The sequence below is a fragment of the Marinitoga sp. 1154 genome (assembly GCF_013363285.1).
GTDB lineage: Bacteria > Thermotogota > Thermotogae > Petrotogales > Petrotogaceae > Marinitoga.
In genome coordinates this window covers 54,971-71,360 of the sequence record NZ_LBFB01000011.1, presented here as the reverse complement: position 1 = coordinate 71,360, position 16,390 = coordinate 54,971, and the positions used below count along the sequence as shown (strand labels likewise).

At 26.4% G+C, this 16,390-nt stretch carries 14 protein-coding genes and 2 pseudogenes; 13 read left to right on the top strand and 3 right to left on the bottom strand.

Translation table 11 applies throughout. From position 1 onward, the window contains the following. The 4 genes and pseudogenes from XO12_RS11240 to XO12_RS06685 all read left to right on the top strand — a co-directional run. Positions 1-181, top strand: a pseudogene (locus XO12_RS11240) (IS3 family transposase); the annotation flags it as partial. A gap of 1,106 nt (positions 182-1,287) precedes the next feature. Further along, positions 1,288-1,593: a hypothetical protein gene (locus XO12_RS06695; RefSeq protein WP_175419963.1), complete on the top strand. Its 306-nt coding sequence runs from the start codon at positions 1,288-1,290 to the stop codon at positions 1,591-1,593. A 40-nt stretch (positions 1,594-1,633) separates the two neighbouring features. Beyond that, a complete protein-coding gene (locus XO12_RS06690; protein WP_175419962.1) occupies positions 1,634-2,140 on the top strand; it encodes a hypothetical protein in 507 nt (168 codons plus the stop codon). A gap of 50 nt (positions 2,141-2,190) precedes the next feature. Next, a complete protein-coding gene (locus XO12_RS06685) occupies positions 2,191-2,595 on the top strand; it encodes a hypothetical protein (protein WP_175419961.1) in 405 nt (134 codons plus the stop codon). A gap of 200 nt (positions 2,596-2,795) precedes the next feature. Here the strand turns inward: XO12_RS06685 and XO12_RS06680 are convergent, their stop codons facing one another. The 3 genes and pseudogenes from XO12_RS06680 to XO12_RS06670 all read right to left on the bottom strand — a co-directional run bounded on the left by XO12_RS06680 (position 2,796) and on the right by XO12_RS06670 (position 5,081). Continuing rightward, on the bottom strand, positions 2,796-3,014 hold the full coding sequence (locus XO12_RS06680) for a PD-(D/E)XK nuclease domain-containing protein (protein ID WP_175419960.1): 219 nt from the start codon (positions 3,012-3,014) through the stop codon (positions 2,796-2,798). A 139-nt stretch (positions 3,015-3,153) separates the two neighbouring features. Continuing rightward, a pseudogene (locus XO12_RS06675) lies at positions 3,154-4,257 on the bottom strand (AAA family ATPase); the annotation flags it as partial. 167 nt (positions 4,258-4,424) lie between these two features. Then, positions 4,425-5,081: a hypothetical protein gene (locus tag XO12_RS06670; protein ID WP_047265461.1), complete on the bottom strand. Its 657-nt coding sequence runs from the start codon at positions 5,079-5,081 to the stop codon at positions 4,425-4,427. Positions 5,082-5,251: 170 nt separating this feature from the next. On the opposite strand from XO12_RS06670, the gene XO12_RS06665 reads away from it, so the two are divergent. The 9 genes from XO12_RS06665 (at position 5,252) to XO12_RS06625 (ending at position 16,381) form a co-directional block, all read left to right on the top strand. Next, positions 5,252-5,932 (top strand): response regulator transcription factor, encoded by a 681-nt coding sequence (locus tag XO12_RS06665; RefSeq protein ID WP_175419959.1) that lies wholly within the window; start codon positions 5,252-5,254, stop codon positions 5,930-5,932. Beyond that, positions 5,922-7,331, top strand: coding sequence for a HAMP domain-containing sensor histidine kinase (locus XO12_RS06660; protein WP_047265463.1), 1,410 nt, complete (start codon positions 5,922-5,924; stop codon positions 7,329-7,331). The genes XO12_RS06665 and XO12_RS06660 overlap by 11 nt, the downstream gene beginning before the upstream one ends. Next, on the top strand, positions 7,324-8,103 hold the full coding sequence (locus tag XO12_RS06655; protein ID WP_175419958.1) for a DUF3919 family protein: 780 nt from the start codon (positions 7,324-7,326) through the stop codon (positions 8,101-8,103). The genes XO12_RS06660 and XO12_RS06655 overlap by 8 nt, the downstream gene beginning before the upstream one ends. 91 nt (positions 8,104-8,194) lie before the next feature. Then, entirely contained in the window at positions 8,195-9,178 is a 984-nt protein-coding gene (locus XO12_RS06650) for an ABC transporter substrate-binding protein (RefSeq protein WP_047265465.1), read from the top strand. Positions 9,179-9,217: 39 nt separating this feature from the next. Further along, positions 9,218-10,909 (top strand): iron ABC transporter permease, encoded by a 1,692-nt coding sequence (locus tag XO12_RS06645; RefSeq protein ID WP_047265466.1) that lies wholly within the window; start codon positions 9,218-9,220, stop codon positions 10,907-10,909. 13 nt (positions 10,910-10,922) lie between these two features. After that, the gene (locus XO12_RS06640; RefSeq protein ID WP_047265467.1) at positions 10,923-11,999 is read left to right on the top strand and encodes an ABC transporter ATP-binding protein; all 1,077 of its coding nucleotides are present in this window, start codon (positions 10,923-10,925) and stop codon (positions 11,997-11,999) included. A 31-nt stretch (positions 12,000-12,030) separates the two neighbouring features. Further along, a complete protein-coding gene (locus XO12_RS06635) occupies positions 12,031-13,023 on the top strand; it encodes an ABC transporter substrate-binding protein (protein ID WP_047265468.1) in 993 nt (330 codons plus the stop codon). Between the two features lie 59 nt (positions 13,024-13,082). Then, complete coding sequence (locus tag XO12_RS06630; RefSeq protein WP_175419957.1) at positions 13,083-15,281, top strand: iron ABC transporter permease; 2,199 nt, start codon at positions 13,083-13,085, stop codon at positions 15,279-15,281. 11 nt (positions 15,282-15,292) lie between these two features. Continuing rightward, on the top strand, positions 15,293-16,381 hold the full coding sequence (locus XO12_RS06625; protein WP_175419956.1) for an ABC transporter ATP-binding protein: 1,089 nt from the start codon (positions 15,293-15,295) through the stop codon (positions 16,379-16,381). Positions 16,382-16,390: the final 9 nt, after the last annotated feature.

The following is a 16,390-nucleotide window of genomic DNA, read 5'->3' as shown; positions in this document are numbered from 1 at the left end:
TGTATTTAAACAAAAATACGGTATTATTATTAATCACAAAAAAATTCATAGATTAAGAAAAGAACTCAATTTAACTCGAAATTATCATCGTCATTCAAAACATCCTAAAAAAAGACCTAAAAATCATAATATTACTGGTCCTAATCAGTATTGGGAAGATGATATTAAATTTGTTTTTTAATATTTATGGAATAAATATTATTATGTTTTTTTATAATTATATTTTTTATTTCCTTATTTCTTTGCGAAGCAAATGTTTCGGATTTGTTGGTATTCTAAGTATTATTGATTTTAACATGCTCATTATCATTCGCAAATATTTTGATTTTTAATTAGTATTTTATTCTTTAATAAATAAAATTAAAAATTTTATTTATTAACAGGCTATTAAATTTAGAAATGCTATACCTCAAAATTTAATTATTAGAACTGATAATGGTCCTCAATTCAAAGCTAATATTACTATAACTTTTTGGCAAAGCCAAAAATTATTCGGTTTTTATTTTAATAATTATTTTTCATTAAACAGCTTTTCGAAGAAAAGCCGTTTATGAGTGATCTCAATATTACTCATGAATTTGGATATAAAAACAACCTAACATGCTTCGCAGATTTTAGGATTTTATTTTAATTCTTAATACTTTTTTCTTGATTAAAAATCAAGAAAAGCTTTTATTGAATCATTTCATTCTTCTGTCCAAAGAGAATTTGTTGAATATATTTCTTTTAACGATATCGATGATGTTTATAATTATTATATTTCCTATATTTATTTTTATGATCATTTTTGCTTCGCAAAAAATAATTTTGATTTTTATAATAATTTTTAATGCTATTCATATTTTAAAATAACTATATAGTTTGTTTATAAGTAATATCTATTTATTATACTATTTTATTTTTTCGCTTTTCGAAGAAAAGCTGCAAAAGGTCTTTAAAGTACCTTACTCCCGATTTCATTTTTTATCTTTTTAATGATAATTTCAATGATTTTATTTCGTCTTATGATTTTTCTGATTTTTTCGTTTCTGTGAAAAAATGAGTTTTTCTTATTTTTTGTCTAATTTTCGGGGGTCAAGTCGCTTTCTCCATCTTTGGTATCCTCCTTTCCGAAAAGAAGGATATCATTATTTCTTTATCCTTTTTGTACATTTTTGTTCATTTTTATTTTCCTCTTTTTGTTCTTTTTTATTTTACCATTTACAACATCTTTATAATGCAAGATCGGATATAGTAGAAAATAAAATTTTATATAAAATACTTGGAGAATTTATTGCTTGTTTGAAATTGAAAAATAAAAAATATACTAAATTTATTGATTTTACTTTAGAAAATGATAATATTTTACATTTTTGGTCATGGGGAATTGATGAAAGTAATTTGGAATTAAAAGTTTATTTATATACAATAATGAGACTTTATAAAAAAAAATGTAAAAAGGATTTTATCAATAACATTTATAACTATTTTGATGCTGAGGAATTAAAAAAAATTGATTTGCTTTCTGAATATTGCGACTATTTAAATAAGAGTTCTGTAAATATATACAACGAATTAAGTGAAACATTGAAAATAATAAAAAAGAAAATTTGAGGTGTTTAAAAAATATACAGACCATTTTGGAGGGATAAAAATGGAAGAATTCTTGTTTGAAATATTTCTTAGCGAAATTAGACGTCAATGCGAATTTTCTTTTATTGCATTAAGACAAATTGAACTAGGATTACAAAATAATAATGTAGAGATTGTATGGTATAACTTACAAAATTTTTTAATATCAGTTGCAAATATTTCTAAAATTCTTTGGCCAAACCAAAATTATAAGCGTCGAGGTGAGAAACTACGACAAAGATTGAAAATTTCAGAAGATTCTTTAATAAAATCAAGAAAATTCAGGAATCATTTTGAACATTTTGATGAAAGATTAGATGAATGGTTTAAAGCGACAGAAAATTATAACTATGTAGACTCAAACATTGGGGATATTAAAACAATAAATGGTATTGATGTGAAAGATATTCTTAGAAATTTTAACCCTAAAAATTTCGAACTTATCTTTAGAGGAGAAAAATATGAATTGCAACCGGTAATTAAAGAAATAAATGAGATCTATTTTAAAGTTAAATTTGAAATAAAATAATTCATATAATTTTGGACTTATCACTGACTTTGATAGTGAAATTAAAAAAAATGAAAAAAGAATATCAATTGGAAAAAGTAATAGTAGTAGCAGATAGAGGAATGATGAATAGAGATAATATAAAAGCTGTAGAAAAAACATTTCGAACGCTAAAAAATTATCTAGAAACAAGACCAATATTTCACTGGACACCAAAAAGAATAAAAGGGCATATAGTAATGAGTTTCATATCTTACATAATACTAAGAACACTCGAATTAGAACTAGAAAAAAACAACATAGAATACTATCATGATAAAATAAGAGATGCTTTAAAAAATATGGAATATTCAGAAATAAGAATAAAAGATAAAAAATTTGAATTAAGAGTTAATTTGAGCGAATTTCAAAAAAATAGATTAAAAACATTAAAAATAGAAATTCAAAAAAAAAATGACGGATTTAAAAGAGTTTAAAAACAAATATCACTAAAAGCCGTATTAAAAGCCGAAAAAAGGAAGGTGTGTGGTTAATTTCGGTTTTAATAAAAAAATTAACATAGTATATTTTTCTGATTATTTCAGATTTTTAAACATTGCTTTGGAATATAAGTGTCAAACTCAGGGCAATTATAATTAGGAAAAATGTTAGTAAAAAACTCCAGCAAAAGCTGGAGTTATATTTTTTCAATTATATAATTTTCAATATTTCTTTTTTCTGAATTGATGTTAATTCCTATTATATATATTTCCTTTCCTCTGTATTTTTCGTAATATTTCTTTTCTTTTATCTGGTTTATTGCATCAATTGCACTTTTATCCACTTTGATTTCAAAAATATGGTGTCCAATTAGTAAAGTAAGCGAAAACTCGAAAATTGCCTGAAAAAATAGCATATGAAGCCGGTCAATTTTGCATGGATGCAAAATTGAGTGAAGCCGAACATGGATGTGAGTCTGATACGACCGGCGAAAATATGCTATTTTTGAAGATTAGCAATTAAGGTTTGAGCAACTTTACTTTTTGGACACCCTTTTCAAAAAGATATATCCTTTCATCAAAGTCTATTACTAAATCGCTTCGTCCTAAGTTTGTTAATTCTTCTGCTTTTACGTCTATTCCTGCTGATGCTATTATTGTAAATATTAATGAATGATAATACTTTTCTTCTTTTTTGTGTAAGTTATACGGTATTGCACTTATTATCTTCTTTATTTCTTCTATTAATCCTTTTATGTCATTTTTTTCTATTTTTTCATATATTTCATATACCCTTTCATATGCTTCTTCTTTTGGTTTGTAATTTGATTCTAATATTAGTTTTGAAAAACTGTTCTTTACTTCGAGATTTGGATAATCTAATATGTATTTTTCTGTTAATCCATATCTTTTTATTCCTTTAAATGTTAGATATCCAGCCTGTGTGAAGAATATATTTGCATTTGCATCTTCTATTTCCCTTGTTGTAAAATCATCGCTACTTACTGTGTTTTTTACTAAATCCTCATAGGTTACTTTTTTGTCTTCTATATATTTTGATAGAAATGATGGTGAGCCACTTTCAAACCAGTAATTTTGAAATTTCTTTTTTTGAAAGAATTTTAATATTGAAAATGGATTATACACATAATGTTCTCCGTCAAATGAGAATCCATTATAGTATCTTTTCATTTCTTTTAGTAATTCTTCCTTTGTTATATTAAACTTTTTTGCTGTTTGTTCTATATATTCTTTAAAATAATTTTTTAATTCATTTTGGGTATATCCAAACATTTGCGAATAATCTGTATCAAGAGATATATCATTTAAATTATTAAGTGCTGAAAATACTCCTGTTTTTGTGAATTTTGTAATCCCGGTTATGAATACAAATTTTATGTATTCATCTTTTGTTTTTACTTTTTTATAGAATTCTCTTAAAAATGCTCTAAATTCTTCCGCTTTTTCTTTATTGTTTATATGTTCTAATATTGGTGATTCATATTCGTCTATGAGTATTACTGTTTTTTCTTTGTATTTTTTACTTAATTCTTCTATTAAATTTCCAAATTTTGTTGGTACATCATCTATATCTGGTATTATATTATATTCTTTATATAATTTATCCAGAGTGTTATTTAATGATTTTTCAAATATATTAGTGAAATGTGATATAATTCGGTTGTATAAAAATTGGTTTGTAAAAAGTATATAAAAATAAATAAAACGGGATTTTTGATCCCGTTTTATTTATAATAATATATGGTGAAATGCACGAAAAAATTAACTTAAAGTTTTTTGCTGAATAGGTTTAGTGTTTATATTTATTATCTTCTTCCTCGTGGCATTGGTGCAGGATTTCTCATAGGTGAATACCCTGGCATTTGATTGTATGGTGCAGGATTTCTATAATTATAATTATTGTAGTAATTATTCATCATAGGTTTGTGATTCCAATTGTTGTAATTTAAGTTGTGAGAATTTCTCATTCCTCTAAAATTATTAACAGGTCTTCTGTTTGGAATATAACCTTGCATTGTTGTATATCCAGAACCTCTCATTGCCATACCTCCAAAACCATTTAACACTATTTCTTTACCATCTATTTTGCTTTCAATTGGTTTAAATATTGTTTCATCATTTAATTTAATTATCCAACCTTTTAATTCTATATTTTTTCCTACTTCTAAATCATTTACAAAATAAGAATTTGCATGTAATTCAACAATTTCACCGTTGTCAATTTTAACCTTAATTTCTAACATTCCTGGATAATTTTCATTTTCTTCAATAGATTCAATAGTTCCATTTGCAGTAATTAATTCTTCATCTGAGAACATATAACCGCCACGAATTCCTGAATAATTCTCATACATTGGTGCAACATCTGAATCATGATATACCCTTGGAGCATTTGCATTAAATGCAAAAATAGAACCTGCCATCATTCCACCAATTAATAATACTGTTAAAAACTTTTTCATAATAACACCTCCATAGTATTTTTATTTTTTTATTTGTCCTTCGACAACTATATAATAACTTACTTACCTTAAAAGAAACTTAGTATTTGCTTAGAAAAGGCTTAGAAAATTGTAGATGAATAAAAAATATTAATGGTATAATAACATTAGAGAAACGAAAGGAGGATTCTATGAAAATATTGATAATTGAAGATGAAAAAAGTATTTTGGATCTTATAAAAATGAACTTAATTCTTGAAAATTTTGAAGTTATAACTGCAGAAAATGGAGATAAAGGGTTGCTTTTATTTAAAAAAGAGTATCCAGATCTTGTTGTTTTGGATTTAATGCTTCCAGATTATGATGGTTTTGAATTGTTGAAACAAATGCAATTTATCAATTATAAAATTCCTATAATAATATTAACTGCTAAAAATAATCAAAATGATAAGTTATTAGGATTAGAATTAGGGGCAGATGATTATATTCCAAAGCCGTTTGATAGCAAAGAATTAATTTTGAGGATTAGAAATATTTTAAAAAGGATAAAAAAAGCAGAAATAGAACCAAGTGGATTTTCTATAGGGAGATTAGAAATAAAAAATAAATCCCGTGATTTTTATATAAATAAAGAAAAAATATATTTAACAAAAAATGAATTTGAATTGATGAATTTATTTATGAGTAATTATAATCAGGTTTTATCAAGAGATTTTTTGCTAGAAAGAGTTTGGGGATACGAAAATGATGTTGATACGAGAGCTGTTGATATGGCAATTCAAAGATTAAGAAAAAAGATGGGAAAATATAATAAATATATAAAATCAATTTATGGTGTTGGATATAAATTAGAGGTGGATGATGAAAAATAGCATAAAAAATGAAATATTATTTTTAAATATATCTTCCACTATTATTATTTTAATAGTAATTTTTTTTATAACATTAAATACATTTCAAAAAAATATTATATCAAATGTTATAAATAGAATGACAGAGTATAGTCAGGAAAGTCAGATATATATTATAAATACATTAAAAAAATATAGGAATGAAAATATTTATACTAAATTAAATGAACTTTCGCCATTTATTGCCGACTATTTATTTAGAAAATATCATTTCCATATCGAAATATATGATAATAGAAAAAATTTGCTTGCTGATAGTGTGATTACAAAAAAATTATATGTATATCAGGATATTCATTATGCTGCTAATAGTATGAAAAATTATATATTAAAAAAGGATGGAAATGAAATTACTTTGTTTTTTTCAAGTCCAATATTTTTTGAAAACGAAGTTATTGGAGTTATAAGGTTTATTTATCCAATGGAGTTAGAATTTGGATTAATAGACAATATAAAAATTACTTTAATTATAATTAGCCTACTTTCGATACTTGCTGTTGTTATTTTGAATTTCTTTTTTTCTAATTCAATTACAACACCAATAAGAAAATTACAGGAAGAAACAGAGAAAATAGCTAATGGAAATTTTAATGAACGTATATCTATTAAAAGTAATGATGAAATAAATTCTCTTGTAAAATCATTTAATATTATGATTGAAAAATTGGAACATTATATAAAGTCATTAAAAGAAGAAAAAGAAAAACAAAAAGTTTTTATAGATAATATAACTCATGAATTAAAAACACCTATAACTTCAATATTAGGTCATGCAAATCTTCTTTTAAGATTAAAAGATGAAAAAGATAAAAACATTTCTATAAATTATATTACAAAAGAAGGTAATAGATTATTAAAGTTGGTTGAGGAATTACTTTACATATCTAAAATGAATAAAAATGATTTTGAATTTAATTTTAAAAAACATAATATAAAAAAGGTTATTGATGAATGCGTAGGTATATTAAATCCAAGGTTAAAGAAATTTTCTATAATAGTTGAAAATAATATCGAAAATAGAATTCTATTATTTGATTATGAAAAGATAAAAGAAGTAATTTTAAATATTCTTGACAATTCAATAAAACATAGTAAATGTTCTAAGATAACGATAGAATCCTTTTTAATAAATGAAGAATATTATGTTGTTTTGAAAGATAATGGTATTGGCATAAAAAAAGAAAATTTAGAAAAAATTTTTAATCCTTTTTTTTCAAAAAGTGGGAAAACAAGTTATGGACTTGGATTGTGTATAACAAAAGAAATAATGAAAAAACATAATGGAGATATAACGATTGAAGGAAACAATGGAACTATAGTAACTTTGAAATTTTCAATGGAGTGGATAGAAAATGGATGATAAAAAGATAAAGAGATATATATTTATTTTTTTGTTTCTGGTGATAATAATAATATATTTTGAATCATATATCTTAAATAAAGATTTTAATAGAGTGTTTTTTATAAATGATAAAAATGAAATGATAAGAAGATATAATTCGTCAACGCCAATAAAAATGATAGTTTCAATGAAATATTTATCTTTCTATGAGATAAAAGATCCCGATTTTATTTTCGATATATGGGAAAGAATTAATAAATTACCAGTTTATAATTATATATCTCCTTCAACAGAAAAAGAAAACTACAAAGGTATTTTTGGGAAAATCTATTTTTTAGATGGAAGTATAAAATATTTTGAAATTGAAAAAAATATAAAAATAAATGATATGATATATGGAACTGAAAACAATGAAGATTTACAGTATATCAAAGAAAGGCTTAAGGAGAAATTATTTTTACCAATTAACCTGGCAAGTGAAGTTGTAAATGAAAATAATAAAGTAATAGCTTTTAATCATGAAAAGGGAGTATATATTGAAGATTATAAAAATAAAAAGAGATTGTATAAAATTTTAACTATCTCAGAAAAAGTAGCTTCTGCTAAAATAATCGGTAAAATTTTAGAGGATAATAATATACCCTTATTTAAAATAAAGATTCTAAATAATAATAAAGAATTTCTTCAAATTAACGTCTTAAATAATGATTACTTCACAATCTACTACCTAAATACTTTCCTATATATGATGAAAGGAAATATATTAACTTTCCTAAAGAATTTATTTTAATATAGTTACATTTTTAATACATTTTTGAGCGTATATTAAAGCATTTTTTTATTATTATATTATTGTATAAAAATTTAAGGGGGGAATTGAAATGAAAAAAGGCATATTGTTTATGTTGATTTTGTCTCTATTTGTATTATCATTTTCCGAATTAATTATTTATAGCAGTGTTGACGAAGCAAATGCGAGAAAGATTTTAAATGCATTTTCAAAGCAGACGGGTATAGAGGTAAAATATATTTTCCTTTCTTCTGGTCCAGCATTAGCAAGACTTGAAGCTGAAAAAGAGAATCCGCAGGCTGATGTTTGGTTTGGAGCTCCAATGCCAAATCATATTATTGCAAAAGAAAGAGGATTGACTACTTCATATAAAACTACAAGTGTATATGGCATTGCTCCTAATTTTTATGATGTGGAAGGTTATTATCATGCTTTTTATATGAACCCGCTGGGTATAGGAGTTAATTTGAAAGTTTTAGAGCAGATAAAAGCAGACCTCCCAAAGAGCTGGATGGATTTATTAAAAACTGAATATAGAAATATGATTCAATATCCAAGTCCTCAAACTTCTGGTACAGCTTATGCATTTATTACTGGATTAATATCAGTTTATGGTGAAGATGGAATGATAGATTATTTAAAAAAATTAGCTAAAAATGTTCAATCCTATACGCAAAGTGGAACAGGACCTTCGAAGTCAGTAGGTGTTGGTCAGGCGGGATTGGGAATTCAATTCACTCCAGCATTTTTCCAGTTTAAAGAACAGGGATATCCTATTGAAGTTGTATTTCCAAAAGAAGGGGTTCCTTATGAAGCAGCATGTGTATCTATTGTAAAAGGTGCAAAACATAAATATGAAGCAAAAGTTTTAGTCGATTGGTTATTATCGAAAAAAGGCCAACAAACAATTGTTGATGAAAAAACATTTTTCTATCCTGTAAGGTCTGATGTTAATTTTGGTACATTACAGCCATTATCAACAATAAAATTAATTACTGTTGATGAAATTTGGGCAGCACAAAACAAGAAAAGAATTGTCGAAAGATGGATAAAAGAAGTTTTACCAGTTAAATAATAAAGGGGGACTCCCCCTTTTTTTTGGAGGGATGGATTTATGAAAATAAGAAATAAGGAATTTTATAATAAAATAAAAAGTATGCTAAATAATCCATCTTTATTAATTTTAATTGTTTTGATATTTATTTCGTTATTTATATTTATAATTTTTCCATTATTTAAGGTTTTTATAGTCAGTTTTACCAATGAAGATGGAAGATTGTCATTGGAAATATACAATTCTATTCTTTCTAATGATTATATGAAACAGGGATTTAAAAACAGCATTTTAATAGCAACATTAACTGCTGTCATTGGAACCTTAATAGGTTTTCTCTATGCTTATACCGTAAATAGAGCTGATATACCATTAAAGAAATTTTTTAAAACTATAGCGGTTATTCCTATGGTGTTTCCACCGTTTATAGGTGCTATGGCTATAATAATGTTGTTCGGTTTTAATGGTATTATAACAGCAAAAATTTTTGGTATAAGAACATTTCCTGTTTACGGAATTTGGGGATTAATGATAGCTCAAATAGTAACTTTCTTTCCTGTAGCTTTTATAACACTTGATGGGGTTATATCTACAATTTCACCAACTCTAGAAGATGCGGCATTTAATTTAAAAGCTTCCAGATGGCAGGTTTTTACAAAAATAATTTTGCCCTTATCTGTTCCAGGTATTGCAAGTACAATGCTAATTTTATTTATAGAATCACTGGCGGATTTTGGAAACCCTTTAATATTAGCTGGTTCAAGATTCCCGGTTTTATCAGTGCAGGCTTATCTACAAATAACAGGAATGTTCGATTTGAGTAGTGGCGCAGCATTAGCTGTATGGTTATTGTTACCATCATTAATAGCCTTCATTTTGCAAAAATATTGGATAGGAAAAAAGAAATATATAACAGTTACCGGCAAACCAACGACATCGCAATTAAAAAGTGTTAATAAATTTGCAAAATGGTTTTTGTTTGCCTTGTGCTTAATTATTTCATTATTTATTTTATTAATATATGTTACTATTTTCTGGGGTGCATTTACAAAGATTTGGGGAATGAATAATGAATTTACACTGGATAATTTTAAGTATGTATTTGATGTCGGCAAAGAAGCGATAAAAGATACATTAGCAATAGCTTTAACTTCTACACCTATATCAGCAGTTTTAGGTATGATAATAGCATTTTTGATTGTTAGAAAAACTTTTCCAGGGAAAAAAACACTGGAATTTGTATCATTACTTAATTTTGCAGTTCCTGGTACAGTTGTTGGTATAGGATATATACTTGCATTTAATTCAAAGCCATTATTGTTAACAGGAACATTTGCTATATTAGTATTAAATTTTATATTTAGGTATATTCCTGTGGGAATTCAAACTGGAGTTTCGCTGTTAAATCAGATAGATCCTGCAATTGAAGAAGCAGCATATACACTTGGTGCAAATGATAAAGTAGTTTTTTCTAAAATAACATTGCCATTGATTGTTCCAGCATTTTTTTCTGCACTTGTTTATTCTTTTGTAAGGGCAATGACAGCAATTAGTGCTGCAATATTTCTGGTATCTGCAGATTGGAATTTAATGACAGTTCAAATATTAAGTCAAACAGATTCAGGAAGGCTGTCTGAAGCTTGTGCTTTTTCAGTTGTGTTAATACTTATTATCTTATCATTTATGCTATTAATGAAAGTCCTTTTAAAGAATAAAATTTCTATAGTAAATAACGATTTTGCGTCTGAATAGGTAGGTGTCAAGTATGAGTCTGGAATTAAAAAATATATATAAAATTTTTAAAAGTAAAGAGAGTGAAACAATAGCTGTTAATAATTTTTCTCTTAAAATTGATAAAGGACAGTTTGTAACCTTTCTTGGACCTTCTGGATGTGGTAAAACTACTACATTAAGAATGATAGCTGGGTTTGAAACTCCGACAAATGGGAAGATATTTCTTGATGAAAAAGATATTACTAATATTCCTCCCAATAAAAGAGATGTTTCCATGATGTTTCAAAGTTATGCTTTATTTCCTCATATGACAATTAAAGAAAATATAGAATTTGGGTTAAAATTAAAAAAATTATCTAAAAATGAAATAGAAGAAAAAACGAAAAGAATAATACAGTTAATAGGTCTCGAAGGTATGGAAAATAGACGTCCAGATCAAATATCTGGTGGACAACAACAACGTGTTGCACTTGCAAGAAGTCTTGTGATGGAACCGAAAGTTTTATTATTTGATGAGCCCTTATCAAATTTAGATGCTAAACTTAGAGAATCCATGAGATCTGAAATCAGAAAAATACAAAAAGCATTAAAAATAACAAGTGTTTATGTAACCCATGATCAGATAGAAGCAATGAGTATATCAGATGTAATAGTTGTTATGAATAAAGGAAAAATAATGCAAGTAGGAACTCCTTTTGAAATATATTCCAGACCAATGAATAAATTTGTTGCTGATTTTATAGGTAAAGTTAATTTTATTAAAGGAAAAATAATAAAAAAAGAAAAAGATGTATATCATGTTTATAGTGAAGAAATAGAAAAAGAATTCTATTGTACAGGAAATAACGAATTGAAAGAAGATGAAAAGGTTTTAATAGTATTAAGACCTGAATCATTAAGTTATAAGAAAAAAGAAAATTCTATTTCTGGTGTTGTAAAAAAAGTAACTTATCTTGGCTCATATGTTGAATATGAAATTATAACTGGAAAAAATAAAATAGTAAGTTGTGTTCTGTTTAATCCAATTGAAAATAAAATACCGCAGATAGGTGAAAACATTAATCTTTATTTTAGTAATATAGCTTCCTGGATAATAGGAGATGAATAAAAATTAATATCTTTAATATGGGGGTGTAAAAATGAAGAAGTTATTTTGTTTGGTTATTGTTTTAGTATTAAGTGTCATGATTTTTTCAGCTGGTGATGTTGTAAAAGCATATACAACATTAGAAGAACCACTTGCTAAAGAATTATTTGATAAATTTGAAGAAGAAACAGGTATTAAAGTTGAATGGGTTAGACTTTCAACCGGAGAAACAGTTGCAAGGCTTGAAGCAGAAAGGGAAAACCCACAGGCTTCAATTTGGGTTGGTGGAGTAGGTTTAGGGCATGTTGAAGCAAAGCAAAAAGGTTTAACCACGCCGTATAAGTCACCTTTGGCACAATATACTCCTGCACAATTTAGAGATCCAGAAAATTATTGGATTGGGCTATACATAGGTGTATTAGCATTTGCAACAAATACTGAAAGGGCAAAAGAATTAGGATTAGAAGCTCCAAAAGGCTGGTTTGACATTATTGATTCTAAATATAAAGGATTGGTTAGAGTGGCAAATCCAAATACATCTGGAACAGCTTATAATGTTATAACTACAATTTTACATATGTTCCACGAAGATGAAGAATTAACTTTTATGTTTTTACATCAATTAGATGATAGTATAGACCAATATACCAAATCTGGTTCTGCTGGTGGAAAACAAGCAGCAATTGGGGAAATACCTTTTGCTATTGGTTATGCTCATGATTTATTTAAATTAATTGCTAATGGAGCTCCATTAAAAGTTACCGTTCCAATGGAGGGGACAGGTTTTGAATTAGCTTCAATGTCTTTAATAAAAAACGGACCAAATCCAGTTACAGCAAAAAAATTATACAATTGGATGTTAAAAAAAGAAGCTCAAGAAATGATATCAGAATGGTTTGTATTACCTGTTTCAAAATTAGCTCCAAAAGATAAAGCACCATTAAATATTGAAGAACTAAGAATAGTAAATCAGAATTTCGTCTGGGATGCAGCAAATAGAGAAAGATTAGTAGAAAGATGGAATAAAGAAATTGGAGCAAAGTAATATAATACATTAGGCGGCATTAGCCGCCTAATTTAAAACTCATATAGGAGTTGAAATATATGTTTACTTATAAAAAGATTTTATATTTTATAATTTTGCTATTGCTAATATCTGTAATAGATTTTTGGATATTTTCTAATATAAAATCGTCTTATAATAAAATGTTAAATGATACTCTTTTAAAAACAGGGCATATTATATCAAAGTCTATAAGTGAAGATGAAAAAGATTATAACTCATGGATTGAAAAGTATGAAAAAGAAAATGAAACATTGAAAATTATATATATAGATGGACTTCCGGATTTTTTCGAAAGTACAGAATATTATATAGATAAAAATATTTATAATTTTTATAAAAATTTGATAGAAACTGATGAATTTAAAAAAGGTATAGAAAGTGCCGAGTATAGCGAATTTTATATTACTAAAAAAGATTATAAATATAATAATTCTAAATATAGAATAATATTTTCACCTATTCTAAGTAATGATTATGATGTTTTGGGAATAGGAATATTATTTTTTGAAATTGATAAATATTTAAAATTTTATAGTTTAGCTAATATATTTATGTTTTCAATAATAATAATTTTTATCTTAATTTATGGAATAATAAACTTTTCAAGAGATCCAATAATGAATTTTATTATACTTGCTATTTTTATAATAGTTGCTGTATTTACAGCTTATCCATTATTTGAGGCTTTTAGATTAACTTTTATAAAAAATGGTGAATTCTCACTTGAAATATGGAAAAAGATATTAACTACAAATCAGTATTTAAAAGCTTTTTGGGGAAGTATTAAACTTGGTATCTCTACAGCAACACTTTCAACATTAATAGGATTCTTATTTGCATTTGTATTAACAAGAACAACAATAAAAGGAAAAAAGTTTTTCAGTACTATGGCAACGTTACCAGTGATTTCACCACCTTTTTCTTTAACTTTATCTATTTTATTATTATTTGGGAATAATGGCTTGATAACTAAAAAAATTTTACATCTTCAGAATTTTAGTATATATGGTTTATTAGGATTAACTCTGGTTCAAACAATGGGCATGTTTCCAATTGCTTATTTAACAATGGTCGGGATTTTGCACTCAATAGATTCAACTCTTGAAGATGCTTCTTTAGATTTAAATGCTTCTAAATTGAAAACATTTTTAAGTGTAACACTGCCTTTATCAATGCCGGGTATATTAAGCGCATGGTTATTGGTTTTTACCAATTCATTGGCAGATTTTGCTAATCCTTTAATTCTTTCTGGAAATTATAGAGTTTTATCAGTTGAAGCTTATTTGGAAGTTACAGGAATGAATAGATTAGGGAATGGAGCAGCATTATCAATTTTATTGTTATTACCAACAATAACAGCCTTTTTAGTTCAAAGATTCTGGGTTTCAAAAAAATCTTTTGTAACCGTAACGGGAAAACCATCACCAAGAATTACTGAATTGGTATCAAAACCGGTAAAAATAATACTGATAAGTTTGATTATATTTATAATAATATTTTTGATTTCTTTATATGGAACAATAGTAGCAGGCTGTTTTGTGAAAAATTGGGGTATAGATTATACTTTTACATTAGAAAATATAAAAGAAGCATTACAAAGAGGAAAAGATGCAATAACAGATACGGTTACTTTAGCTTCAATAGCAACCCCGTTTGCTGGTATTATAGCAATGATGACAGCATTAATTTTAGTAAGAAAAAAATTTATTGGGAAAAGAATATTTGAAATTTTAATAATGGCACCATTTGCAATTCCAGGAACATTAATAGGTATTAGTTATATTTTAGCTTTTAATAAACCACCTATAATTTTGGTTGGAACTGGTGCTATTATAGTGATAAATTATATTATAAGAGAACTTCCTGTGGGGGTTGAAGGAGGAATTGCAGCGTTAAGACAAATTGATCCATCAATAGAAGAAGCAGCACAGGATTTGGGTGCAGATGTTCCTACAGTTTTCAAAACTATAGTATTACCATTATTAAGACCAGCATTTATATCTAGTTTATCGTATACTTTTGTAAGATCTATGACAGCTGTAAGTGCTGTTATTTTCCTGATTTCAGCAAAATGGTATCATATTACTGTTTTGATTTATAATTTCTCAGAAAATTTAAGATTTGGTCTGGCAAGCGTATTGGCTACTACTTTAATAATAATAGTATTAGCAGCTTTTGGAATTATGAGATTATTGGTTAAAGAGAGTGAAACGCTGGAAAAAACAGTTTCTCAATGAGAGGTGAAACAATGACTAAAAAACAAGTATCCCTAAAATTAGAAAAAGTTACTAAAATATTTTATGATAAAAAATATAATACAAAAGTAATAGCGGTAAATAATTCTTCATTTGAAATAAAACCAGGAGAATTGGTTACATTGTTAGGACCATCTGGATGTGGAAAAACAACAACATTAAGGATGGTTGCAGGTTTTGAGCTTCCAACAAATGGGAAAATATATATAGGAAATGAGGATATAACTTTTTTGCCCCCAAACAAAAGAGATACTGCAACTGTTTTTCAAAGTTATGGGCTTTTTCCACATATGACAGTTTTTGATAATGTGGCCTATGGATTAAAACTAAAAAAAATGAATAAAGAAGAAATAAAAAAGAAAGTAATAGATACATTGGAAATGGTTGGGTTAAAAGAACTTGCAAATAGGGCGCCGTCTAAGTTATCAGGAGGTCAACAACAAAGAGTAGCTCTAGCGCGTTCAATTATAGTTGAACCATCAATATTACTTTTAGATGAACCATTATCGAATCTTGATGCTTTACTAAGAGAACAAATGAGAATAGAAATTAGAAAAATTCAAAAAAAACTTGGAATTACGGCAATATATGTTACACATGATAGAGTTGAAGCTATGAGTTTATCAGATAAAATAATTGTTATGAAAGAAGGTAAAATAATCCAAATAGGAACACCCAATGAAATATATGAAAACCCTAATTCTAAATTTGTTGCAGGTTTTGTTGGAAAAGTTGCTTTTTTTGAAGTAAAAATTGAAAATATAGAAAGAGAAAAGTGTATAGTAAAATTTAAAAATAAAAATTTAGAAATTCCTAAATATGAAAAAAATGTTTCTGTTGGAGAAAAAGCGATATTAATGGCAAGACCAGAATCTCTAATTTTGAAAGATAATGATGGTTTAATAAAAGGGAGAGTAAAAATAAATGTATATTTGGGAAATACAGTTGAATCATTTATAGATACAGAATTCGGTGAAATAATGGTTCAAATAGATAATCCGTCCTTAAAAAAAATATATGCAGAAGGAGAATCCGTGTACATTGATATTGTTCCAGAGTTGTGTAAAGTGTTAAAAAATTAAATATCCCTT

Coding starts and splice junctions, on each gene's coding strand:
- XO12_RS06690 (WP_175419962.1), top strand. CDS start 1,634: ATGGAAGAATTCTTGTTTGAAATATTTCTTAGCGAAATTAGACGTCAA.
- XO12_RS06685 (WP_175419961.1), top strand. CDS start 2,191: ATGAAAAAAGAATATCAATTGGAAAAAGTAATAGTAGTAGCAGATAGA.
- XO12_RS06680 (WP_175419960.1), bottom strand. CDS start 3,014: ATGCTATTTTTTCAGGCAATTTTCGAGTTTTCGCTTACTTTACTAATT.
- XO12_RS06670 (WP_047265461.1), bottom strand. CDS start 5,081: ATGAAAAAGTTTTTAACAGTATTATTAATTGGTGGAATGATGGCAGGT.
- XO12_RS06665 (WP_175419959.1), top strand. CDS start 5,252: ATGAAAATATTGATAATTGAAGATGAAAAAAGTATTTTGGATCTTATA.
- XO12_RS06660 (WP_047265463.1), top strand. CDS start 5,922: ATGAAAAATAGCATAAAAAATGAAATATTATTTTTAAATATATCTTCC.
- XO12_RS06655 (WP_175419958.1), top strand. CDS start 7,324: ATGGATGATAAAAAGATAAAGAGATATATATTTATTTTTTTGTTTCTG.
- XO12_RS06650 (WP_047265465.1), top strand. CDS start 8,195: ATGAAAAAAGGCATATTGTTTATGTTGATTTTGTCTCTATTTGTATTA.
- XO12_RS06645 (WP_047265466.1), top strand. CDS start 9,218: ATGAAAATAAGAAATAAGGAATTTTATAATAAAATAAAAAGTATGCTA.
- XO12_RS06640 (WP_047265467.1), top strand. CDS start 10,923: ATGAGTCTGGAATTAAAAAATATATATAAAATTTTTAAAAGTAAAGAG.
- XO12_RS06635 (WP_047265468.1), top strand. CDS start 12,031: ATGAAGAAGTTATTTTGTTTGGTTATTGTTTTAGTATTAAGTGTCATG.
- XO12_RS06630 (WP_175419957.1), top strand. CDS start 13,083: ATGTTTACTTATAAAAAGATTTTATATTTTATAATTTTGCTATTGCTA.
- XO12_RS06625 (WP_175419956.1), top strand. CDS start 15,293: ATGACTAAAAAACAAGTATCCCTAAAATTAGAAAAAGTTACTAAAATA.